The organism is Dokdonella sp., assembly GCF_036518555.1.
In the GTDB taxonomy this organism is placed as follows: domain Bacteria; phylum Pseudomonadota; class Gammaproteobacteria; order Xanthomonadales; family Rhodanobacteraceae; genus Dokdonella_A.
Genome location: NZ_DATDMY010000047.1, coordinates 1 through 10,086, shown reverse-complemented (window position 1 = coordinate 10,086; position 10,086 = coordinate 1). Strand labels below are relative to the sequence as shown.

The 10,086-nt window shown below is 69.9% G+C and carries 9 protein-coding genes and 1 pseudogene; 3 read left to right on the top strand and 7 right to left on the bottom strand.

The window, feature by feature from the left end:
• From VI238_RS03010 to VI238_RS02995, 4 genes are all read right to left on the bottom strand, one after another.
• The coding region (locus tag VI238_RS03010) for a PKD domain-containing protein (RefSeq protein WP_331648301.1) at positions 1-1,394 on the bottom strand (1,394 nt) is incomplete at its 3' end.
• Positions 1,395-2,383: 989 nt separating this feature from the next.
• Positions 2,384-2,803 carry a hypothetical protein gene (locus VI238_RS03005; protein WP_331648299.1) on the bottom strand — a complete coding sequence of 140 codons (420 nt, stop codon included), beginning with the start codon at positions 2,801-2,803 and terminating at the stop codon, positions 2,384-2,386.
• Between the two features lie 79 nt (positions 2,804-2,882).
• Entirely contained in the window at positions 2,883-3,437 is a 555-nt protein-coding gene (sufT, locus tag VI238_RS03000; RefSeq protein ID WP_331648297.1) for a putative Fe-S cluster assembly protein SufT, read from the bottom strand.
• Positions 3,438-3,545: 108 nt separating this feature from the next.
• Positions 3,546-4,994, bottom strand: coding sequence for a PLP-dependent aminotransferase family protein (locus VI238_RS02995; protein ID WP_331648295.1), 1,449 nt, complete (start codon positions 4,992-4,994; stop codon positions 3,546-3,548).
• Positions 4,995-5,085: 91 nt separating this feature from the next.
• Between VI238_RS02995 and VI238_RS02990 the strand changes: the two genes are divergently transcribed.
• From VI238_RS02990 to VI238_RS02980, 3 genes are all read left to right on the top strand, one after another.
• The gene (locus tag VI238_RS02990; RefSeq protein ID WP_331648293.1) at positions 5,086-5,763 is read left to right on the top strand and encodes a pyridoxamine 5'-phosphate oxidase family protein; all 678 of its coding nucleotides are present in this window, start codon (positions 5,086-5,088) and stop codon (positions 5,761-5,763) included.
• Entirely contained in the window at positions 5,760-6,170 is a 411-nt protein-coding gene (locus tag VI238_RS02985; RefSeq protein WP_331648291.1) for a GNAT family N-acetyltransferase, read from the top strand. Before VI238_RS02990 ends, VI238_RS02985 begins: the two co-directional genes overlap by 4 nt.
• Before the next feature lie 114 nt (positions 6,171-6,284).
• Positions 6,285-6,713: a hypothetical protein gene (locus tag VI238_RS02980; protein ID WP_331648288.1), complete on the top strand. Its 429-nt coding sequence runs from the start codon at positions 6,285-6,287 to the stop codon at positions 6,711-6,713.
• Positions 6,714-6,818: 105 nt separating this feature from the next.
• On the opposite strand, the gene VI238_RS02975 is transcribed toward VI238_RS02980, so the two are convergent.
• The 3 genes and pseudogenes from VI238_RS02975 to pgi form a co-directional block, all read right to left on the bottom strand.
• Positions 6,819-7,475 (bottom strand): DsbA family oxidoreductase, encoded by a 657-nt coding sequence (locus tag VI238_RS02975; RefSeq protein WP_331648286.1) that lies wholly within the window; start codon positions 7,473-7,475, stop codon positions 6,819-6,821.
• A 94-nt stretch (positions 7,476-7,569) separates the two neighbouring features.
• Positions 7,570-9,219, bottom strand: coding sequence for a phosphoglucomutase (alpha-D-glucose-1,6-bisphosphate-dependent) (gene pgm, locus VI238_RS02970; RefSeq protein WP_331648284.1), 1,650 nt, complete (start codon positions 9,217-9,219; stop codon positions 7,570-7,572).
• Positions 9,216-10,086: pseudogene (pgi, locus tag VI238_RS02965) on the bottom strand (glucose-6-phosphate isomerase); the annotation flags it as partial. The pseudogene pgi and the gene pgm, both read right to left, overlap by 4 nt.

The following is a 10,086-nucleotide window of genomic DNA, read 5'->3' as shown; positions in this document are numbered from 1 at the left end:
ACCATCGTGTAGGCGAGCTGGTTGCCGGTGGTCGCCGCGAGGCCGGTGACCGGCACGCCGTTCTGCAGCACGTTGCCGCCGCCGGCCGTGACCGTGACCGAACTCGTCTTGGTGTTGGTCGCGCCGCCGTTGTCGGTGACCTTGAGCGACACGCTGTAGGTGCCGGCCGCCGCATACGTGTGACTCGGGTTGGTCGCGGTCGAGGTGCCGCCGTCGCCGAACGTCCACGCGCGCGAAGCGATCGTGCCGTCGCTGTCGCTCGAGCCATCTATGAAGTTGGCCACGAGGCCATTGGTCGTGAAACTGAAGCCCGCGACCGGCGGGACATTCGTGCCGCCACCGCCGCCGCCGACGATCGAATGGGAGATCGCGCAGGAATTGGTGTCGTTCGACCAGCTCGCCTGCTGCGCGAACGTGCCCGTCGCGAACGTGACGTTGGCGGCACCGCCGGCCTGTCCCGGAGCGATCCAGGCGCACTCGTCGGAGTTCTCCTGGCCGTTGTACGTGCCTCCCGTGTGATTGGTCCAACCACCCGCCGGGAACTGATCGGACACCATCTCGTGCCATTCGTGGCCGAGCGTCATGGTCCAGCCGTCCAGCTGGCCCGCGCTGCCTGAATTCACGAAGCCGACTCCGCAGCCGCTGCCGGAGTCGATGTTGTACGGCTGGTTGCTGAATGCGATTTCACCGTAGGGCGACGACACACCCGCATCGGCGGTGTAGTCGTGCCACGCGCAGTACTGACCCTGGTAGTTGTCGGGATTCGTGCCATGCGGCGAGAGGATCACGTAGTACGCATAGCGGTTGGACGCTGCGGTCGTGTTGCCGAAATGCTGCGCCGCCTTGATCGCCTCGTTCGCGAGCTGCGCGGCCGTCGCGGCGCTCGGCGACGACACGGAGTTGTCGTACCACGCCCCGGCGAAGATGTTCTGCTGATACGGCACGAAGTTCGCGTTCGAGGGACAGCTGGTCGCGCCATTCGCGACATTCGGACCGTCGCACCACTGGGTCAGATCGGCCGACCAGAGTTCGCTCGCCGTTCCGATACCCTTGAACATCTTCTGCGCCGCGGCGGCGGCGCCGGCGGAGTCTCCGGAGAAGGTCAGGTTGCCGTTGGCGTCGGTACTCTGCGTGCCCCATTGCGAGCCGTAGAAGATCAGGTAGACCTTCGACTGGCCGCTCAGCACGCCGACGCCGCCGACGCCGCCGCCGAACGACAACGTCTCGGGCCCCGTCGCCGCAGTGAGGCCCGGCGGATGCGCCTTCGCCCACTTCTGCATTTGAGCATGCACTTCGCGGGTCGGGATCACGCCGTGGCGATAGGAATGCCCATATGCCGGCGAATACGGATTGACCACCGCAGGTGCGTCCGCGGACGCATCACTGGTCGACATGGACGCAGCATCCCCCGCTTGTGCGCCCCCCATTCCTGCCACGGCGGAAGCAACCGCCACTCCAAGCACGGCGATCCGCGCCTTGATTCTCGAATTACGCATTACTGACTCCCTCAATATGCAAAGTTCGAAATACCTATGGGTGTGTGTCGCGATGCGGTCGCACGCGGCGAAGCCGTCCCCGGCGCGCATCCAGCGGGCCGCTCTCGGAACGTTCTCGTGTCGGTACGTGTTGCCTGCTGCCACCGCGCCGAGGTGTCCGCGAACCGGTTGGTCGGGACGGTGCAGCCTGCATCCCCTCTCTTGGATGCAGTCTGGCGCTCGGCGCGGATGCAGTCCGCATCGAGCTGATAGCACCCGGGTGCTGTCACCAACCTGACAATCGGCCGTCGTCGATCGGCAAGGGCGACGCGATCGTCGAAAAAAGTGCGCGAATGCGGCAATTGGCAAAAAAAAAAAACGGCGGCCGGTTTTCGCCGGCCGCCGCCTCTCACCTCCCTGATGGCATCGCTCCGTGCGTATCGCCCGTACCGCGGCCTCGCCGCGCACGAGCGCGATCCACGCTCGGATCCACGATCCCTGGACGCCCGACGCGGTGTCCCCACACCCGACGGGCTTCCTTGCGTCCCACGTCCGCGTCCTCGGCGATGCCGGTCCCTCTCTCGACCCGACATGCGTTCTGCTGCGGAGACCGGTACTGCTCCCCAGCCCGGCCCTTGGGTACCGCTCCGCATGGAGGAGCCACGCGGAAGTCGGCAACGTAGCAGCATCGAACGCGCAAGAAAAGCCGTCGCTTCCGCATAACTCTTTGATCCGATTGGTATATCGGCCTCATTTGCTGCACGGCAGCAGGCCCGCCGCCTTGTCATGGCGGCGCGTGCACGGCATGAATACGGTTTCACCGTCGCAGCGCAGCATCGATCGGGTGGAGGCGCGGTCTGCGGCGTCGCGCGGGCGATCCCCCGCGCGCGCGAGGACGATCCCTCGCTTCAGCGCCCGCGTCCGAGCGTCGCGACCTTGCGCGGACGTCGCAGCCACACGATCACGGTCGCGACGAGCAGCAGCGGTGGGAACCAGTACGCGGTCTTGAGCCAGCGATGCCCGACGTTCCAGGTCGTGTTGAAGATGAGATCCATCGCGACCGTGGAATCCTCGCGGATGCGCGGGAAGCCTTCGCCGAAAGCCTCGGTGACGCGCGCTTCGCCGAACGCCTGCAGCGCGGGCAGCGCCCCGTCGAGCGGGGCGCCGAGCAAGACGTAGGTCGCGGCGAGCGGCGCCTCGCGGTTCGCCGAATCGACGATCGCCGGGCCGACATCGGGGACCCTCGGCAAGGCGCCCCAGACGACCATGTCGTAGAGCAGGAACGACACGAACAGGACGAGGACGATCACGTGCAGGTGGCGTTTCATCGTGGGCGCGCCATGTCGGGGGCGCCCATCCTAGAACGAAACGGCCTGCGCCGGGCAAGGGCCGTTCGAGCCGGTCGGATCAGAGCATGCCCGTTTCGAGGCGAGCCGCCTCGGACATCATCGACTGCGTCCACGGCGGATCGAACACGAGGTCGACGTCCGCCTCGGCGATGGTAGGAATCATCTCGAGCTTGGTGCGCACGTCGTCGACGAGGATCTCGCCCATGCCGCAACCGGGCGCCGTCAGCGTCATGCGCACGCTGACCTTGCGGCGGCCGTCCTCGAGTCGCTCGAGGTCGCAGTCGTAGACGAGTCCGAGCTCGACGATGTTGATCGGGATCTCCGGATCGAAGCAGGTACGCAATTGCTCCCAGACGAGCTTCTCGACTTCGATGTCGTCGGCGCCTTCGGCGAGTTCGAGCGGCGCGGGGGGCTCCTTGCCGAGCGCGTCGGCGTCCGCGCCGCGGATGCGGAACAGGTTGCCGTCGACGTACACGGTGAAGCTGCCGCCGAGCGCCTGGGTGATATAACCGACCTGCCCCGCAGGCAGCGTCACCTCGTCGCCCTGCGGCACCATCACGGCGGCGCAGTCGCGCTCGAAGCGGATCGGTTCGGAAGTCTGGCTGTAGCCCATTGGCGACGGATCGGAGTGCCCTGGCGGAACTGCGCATTATGCCGCCTGGCGGGCGGACCTGCGCACCGACGATATCGGGGCGCGGCGCGCTCGTTCAACCGCGGGCGATCAGCGCGAGGGGGCGAGCCCGGTCTCGTGCAGGCACTTGCCGAGCAGCTTCATCGCCGCCTCGATGTCGGCCGGCGGCAGGCCGGCGTAGCCGAGCACGAGCCCCGGACGCGGCGGCTGCTTGAGGCAATACGGCGCAATCGTGTAGAGCCCGAGCCCGCGCGTGCGGGCGTGCGCGACGAGGCGCTCGCAGTCGGCATGGCTCGCGCGCGTGAGCCAGGCGGTGAGGTGCATGCCCGCGTTGGAATCCACGACCTCGACCGCGTCGCCGGCATGGCGGCGCAGGCCGTTGAGCATCGCACTGCGGCGCGCGCGCAACGCGACCGCGGCGCGCCGCAGGTGTCGCTCGAAGCCGCCGTCGGCCATGAAGCGCGCGAGCGTCGCCTGCTCGAGCGCATTGCAGCCGCGATCCTCGAGCCATTTCGTCGCCGAGAACGCCTCGCGCAGCGACGCCGGGACGACCATGTAGCCGAGGCGCAACGCCGGAAACAGCGCCTTGGAAAAGCTGCCGATGTAGATCACGCGGCCGTCGCGGTCGAGCGACTTGAGTGCGGCGAGCGGTCGCCCGCCGTAGCGGAATTCGCCGTCGTAGTCGTCCTCGATGAGCCAGGCGTGGCGACCGCTCGCCCAGTCGAGCAATTCGACGCGGCGCGAAAGCGGCAGCAGCGCGCCGGTCGGGAACTGGTGCGAGGGCGTCACCACCGCGAGCCGCGCGCTCGACGGCAAGGCGGCCGGCACGAGGCCTTCGTTGTCGACGCGGCAGCCGCGCGCGTGCGCGCCGAACGCGGCGAACACCTGGCGCGCGCCGCGATAGTGCGGATCTTCGAGCACGACCGTGTCGGCCGGTTCGAGCAACACGCGTGCGGCGAGCGCGAACGCCTGCTGCGTGCCGGAGACGATGACGACGTCCTCCGGCGCCGCGGGCACGCCGCGGCGGCGCGCGAGGTAGTCGCAGATCTGTTCGCGCAACGCGAGCACGCCCTGCGCATCGGGATAGTCGAACTCGACGTGCTCAGCCGCCCGGCTCACCTCGCGCCGCCACACGCTGCCGAGCAGCGGATTGGCGAGCGGGAGCCCGTACTGCAAGTCGTAGCGCAGGTCGCTGTGCTGGTGGCCCGGAATGCGCCGGCCGTCGGTGTTGGCGAGCGCGCGCCGCGCGAAGCTCGACAGCGGCGCGACGAGCGAGTTAGCGCTGCGCTTCTGCGGCGTCGCGCTGCCGACGTTGGCGACGAAGCTGCCGGAGCCGACGCGTCCGAGCAGGAAGCCCTCGGCCTGCAGCTGCTCGTACGCGGCGAGCACGGTGTTGCGCGAGACGTCGAGTTCGCGCGCGAGCGAGCGGCTCGCCGGCAGGCGCGCGCCGGCGGCGACGCGTCCGTCCAGGATCGCACCCTTGAGCGCGCGGATCAGCTGCGCATAGCGGGCGCCTTGGCCATCCAGGTCGAGGTACACGATTGGCTCCGTGGAGTTCCGCGATTCCGGTACTGTAGGGTACCAATGTCCGGGCCTAATGTTGAGTGCCGACCGACCGCCGAGGAAACCGATGGATGCCGAAACCGCCACCTTGCCGCGCGATGCCCGCCACCGTGTCGAGCGGTCCAAGGCGCGGGCACGCTACGACCGCGACAGCGTGCACGCGATCCTCGACGCAGGCATGATCGCGCACGTCGCGTTCTGCGTCGCAGGCCAGCCGTTCGTGATCCCGATGCTCTACGCGCGCGACGGCGAGACGATCGTGCTGCACGGCTCGATCGCGAGCCGCCTCATGGGCGAACTCGCCGACGGCGTGCCCGCCTGCCTCGGGGTGACGCACGTCGACGGGCTCGTGCTCGCACGTTCGCACTTCGATCATTCGATGAACTATCGCTCGGTGGTCGTGTTCGGCCGCGCGCGCGCGGTCGTCGACGAGGCGGAGAAAGCGCTCGCGCTGTCGCGCTTCGTCGATGCGATGATCCCGGGGCGGGCCGCGGAATCGCGCGCGGCCGACCGCACCGAGCTCGCCGCCACGCACGTGCTGCGGCTCGCGATCGAAGACGCGAGCGCGAAGGTGCGCAGCGGCGGCGCGAAGGACAATCCGGCCGATCTCGCGTTGCCGCACTGGGCCGGCGTCGTGCCGATGCGCACCCGCTACGCCGCACCGCAACCGGAACCCGAGCTCGTCGACGCCGCCCTTCCGGCCTCGGTCCGACAGCTGCTCGCCGCGAACGAGGCCAGCGCATGACCGTCACCTACCGCGACGACGTGCGCCCGCATCTCGAGCAGGCGCGCGAGCTCTACCGCGCATCGACGCTGGGGGAGCGCCGCCCCATCGACGACGACGTGCGCTTCGCCGCGATGCTCTCGAACGCGAACCTCACGGTGACCGCGTGGGACGGCGAGCTCCTCGTCGGCATCTCGCGCTGCGTGACCGATTTCGTCTGGACGACGTACCTCGCCGACCTCGCCGTACGCGCGTCGCACCAGCGCCGCGGGATCGGCAAGGAGCTCATGCGACGCACGCAGGCGGCCGCACCCCAGGCGAAGCTGCTGCTGCTCGCTGCGCCCGCGGCCGAGCGGTACTACCCGCACGTCGGCTTCAGCCATTTTCCGCAAGCGTGGATGCTGCGCGAGAACGAATCGATCGCGTGAGGCGGATCGAGCGGGGCGGCCACGCCGCCGGCCGCCACCTCGCCGATTCCCGCGCGGAGCGGTCGGCGCGGCGAGCGGCTATCATCGTCGGTTACGCCCTCGCCCCGGATCCGCATGCCCGCCCTGCCCCCGCCCGCTTCCCGCCCGCGCGCGATCGGCATCGCGACCGCGGCCATGTGCGCGCTCGCCGGCGGTGCCGTGTGGTGCCTGCTGTCGCTGTACAGCCGCGGCGACCTCGCCGCGCTCGCGTTCCTCGTCGCATGGCCCGTCGCCTGGACGTTGCGTCGCCACGGCTACGCCGGGCACTGGTCGGGCGCGCTCGTCGCGAGCACGTGCGTCGCGCTCGCCGCACTTTATTCGTTCTATTTGCAGGCGGTCGCGCAGGTCGCCGGCATGCTCGGCCTGCCGATGCGCGAGGCGCTGCTGCGGATGGGGCCGGGAATGGCGATCGACATCGCGCGCGCGAACATCGACACGACCAGCATCGCGATCGTCGTGGCCGCGATCGTGCTCGCCGGCGCGTTCGTCAAGCGCCGCGCTTGACGGGACGATGCGGCGGCACGCGCGTCGCGCGTAACGCCCTGCGCGGACGTCACCGGTTCCGACGCACGCAGGGCGGGTCGAGCCGCATCGCGGCGAGTCCCGCCGTTACCGAACGTCGCCCGCCGCCACGCGACGCAACGCCTGTTCGAACACCTCGACCGGCTGGCCGCCGGAGATGAGGTGGCGTTCGTCGAGGATCACCGCGGGCACGCCGCGGATGCCGCGATCCGTGAAGTACCGCTCCTGCGCGCGCACCGCATCGGCAAACTCATCCGAGGCGAGGATCGTGCGTGCGCGCGCGGCGTCGAGGCCCGCCGATCCGGCGATCGCGACGAGCACGTCGTGGTCCGACACGTCGCGCCCGTCGCCGTGGTACGCCTGCAACAGCGCGTGCTTGAGCGCGCGCTGCTCGCCCGCGCCGAGCGTGCCGGCCCAGTGCAGCAGCCGGTGCGCATCGAACGTGTTGACGATGCGGCCGCGCTCGCCGAATGCGAACCCTACTTCTGCGCCGCGCGCGCGAATCGTCGCCCGGTTGTGGTCGAGCTGCTCGCGCGACAGGCCGTACTTGGCGACGAGGTGCGACGTCGCGTCCTCGCCTTCGGCGGGCATGCCCGGATTGAGTTCGAACGGCTGGAAATGCAGGTCGACCTCGACCGCGTCGCCGATGCGTTCGAGCGCGCGTTCGAGCGAAGCGAGGCCGACCGCGCACCACGGACAGACGACATCGGAAACGAAATCGATGCGGATCGGCTGGCTGGCCATCGACTGGAATTCCTGACTGCTGCGATCTCCGCCAGATGAGGGCGAGCGACGGCCGGATCAAGCCGCCGCGTGCGCGCATCGCGCGCGCGGTCCATCACCCGGCGATCGTGCGGTCGACGAGCAACTGTGCCTCGGCGAGGATCTCGCCAAGATGCGCGGCGCTGCGGAAACTCTCGCCGTAGATCTTGTAGATGTCCTCGGTGCCGGACGGGCGCGCGGCGAACCAGCCGTCCTCGGCGACGACCTTGATGCCGCCGATCGGCGCGTCGTTGCCGGGGGCGCGATCGAGCACGCGCACGATGCGCGAACCGGCGAGCGTCGCGGCGCGGACTTCGCCCGGCGCGAGCTTCGCGAGCCGCGCCTTCTGCTCCTTCGACGCGGACGCGTCGACGCGATCGGTGTGCACGGCGCCGAGATCGCGCTCGAGGCGCGCGTAGTACTCGCCCGGATCGCATCCGCTGCATGCGGCGATCTCGGCGGACAGCAGCCCGGGCGCGATGCCGTCCTTGTCGGTGCTCCAGGCGCCGCCGTCGCGGCGCAGGAACGAAGCGCCCGCGCTCTCCTCGCCGCCGAAACCGAGCGAGCCGTCGGCGAGACCGTCCACGAACCACTTGAAGCCGACCGGCACCTCCTGCAAACGCCTGCCGAGGCGTGCGGCGACGCGGTCGATCATCGCGCTGCTGACGATCGTCTTGCCGATCGCCGCGTCCGCGCGCCAGCCGTCGCGCGTGCGGAACAGGTAGTCGATCATGACCGCGAGGTAGCGGTTCGCCGGCATGAGGCCGACGCTGCGCGCGACGATGCCGTGCCGGTCGTGGTCGGTGTCGCACGCGAAGGCGACGTCGTAGCGCTCGCGCAAGGCCAGCAGGCGCTGCATCGCGGGCGCCGACGACGGGTCCATGCGCACGCGGCCGTCCCAGTCGAGGCTCATGAACGCGAACGTCGGGTCGACCAGCTCGCTGACGACGTCGAGCGCGATGCGCCAGCGCTCCGCGATGCGCGGCCAGTAGTGCGCGCCGGCGCCGCCGAGCGGATCGACCGCGAGGCGCAGGTCGGCGGCGCGGATCGCCTCGAAGTCGACGAGCGCGCCGAGCTCCTCGACGTAGGCGCCGAGGAAATCGTGTTCCTGCGTGGTGGGTGCGGCGAGCGCACGCGCGAGCGGCACGCGGCGCACCTCGCGCAGGCCGTCGGCGATCAGCGCATTCGCACGCTGCTGGATCGCGCCGGTGACCACGGTGTCGGCCGGGCCACCGTTCGGCGGGTTGTACTTGAAGCCGCCGTCCTCGGGCGGGTTGTGCGAAGGCGTGACGACGATGCCGTCGGCGAGGCCGCTCGAGCGGCCGCGGTTCCAGCCGAGGATCGCGTGCGACAACGCCGGCGTCGGCGTGTACTCGCCGCCCGCGGCGACGCGCACCTCGACGCCGTTCGCGGCGAGCACTTCGAGCGCGCTGTCCATCGCGGGCTTCGACAGCGCGTGCGTGTCGATGCCGAGGAACAGCGGACCGTCGATGCCGGCGGCGGCGCGGTGCTCGCAGATCGCCTGGCTGATCGCCAACACGTGCGCCTCGTTGAAGCTCGCCGCGAACGACGAACCGCGATGGCCGGACGTGCCGAACGAGACGCGCTGCGCCGGGATCGCCGGATCGGGGCGTTCCTCGTAGTACGCGGCGACGAGGCGATCGACGTCGACGAGCGGCACCGACGTCGCCGGCAGCCCCGCGAGCGGACTCGCGCCGCCGCTCATGGTGCGCTCCCGCGCAGCTTGCGGTAGCGGCGGATCAATGCGTTGGTCGAGCCGTCGTGCGCGAGGCGCGGCGTCTTCGGTGCGGCGAGTTCGGTGCCGATGCGCCTGGCGAGCACCTTGCCGAGCTCGACGCCCCACTGGTCGAACGAATCGATGTCCCAGATCACGCCCTGCACGAACACGCTGTGCTCGTACAGCGCGACGAGCGCGCCGAGCGTGCGCGGGTCGAGGCGCGCGGCGAGGATCGTGCTGTTCGCCCGGTTGCCTTCGAACGTCTTGTGCGCGACGAGCGCGGCCGGCACGCCTTCGGCGCGCAGTTCCGCCGCCGTCTTGCCGAACGCGAGCGCCTCGCCCTGCGCGAACAGGTTCGCCATCAGCAGGTCGTGCTGGTCGCCGACGGGATTGGCGCTCTCGCAGAAGCCGATGAAGTCGCAGGCGATGCGGCGCGTGCCCTGGTGGATGAGCTGGTAGAACGAATGCTGGCCGTTCGTGCCCGGCTCGCCCCAGACGATCGGGCACGTGTCGACGCCCACGCGCGCACCCGCGCGCGTGACGCGCTTGCCGTTGCTCTCCATCGCGAGCTGCTGCAGGTAGGCCGGGAAACGCTTGAGGTACTGCTCGTACGGCAGCACCGCGACGCTCTCGACGCCGAGGAAGTTCGTGTTCCAGATGCCGAGCAGCGCGTGCAGCACGGGCAGGTTGCGCTCGAACGGCGCCTTGCGGAAGTGCTCGTCCATCGCGCGGAAACCGGCGAGCATGTCGCGGAAGTGGTCCGGGCCGATCGCGAGCATCGTCGACAGGCCGATCGCCGAGTCCATCGAGTAGCGGCCACCGACCCAGTCCCAGAAGCCGAACATGTTGGCGGTG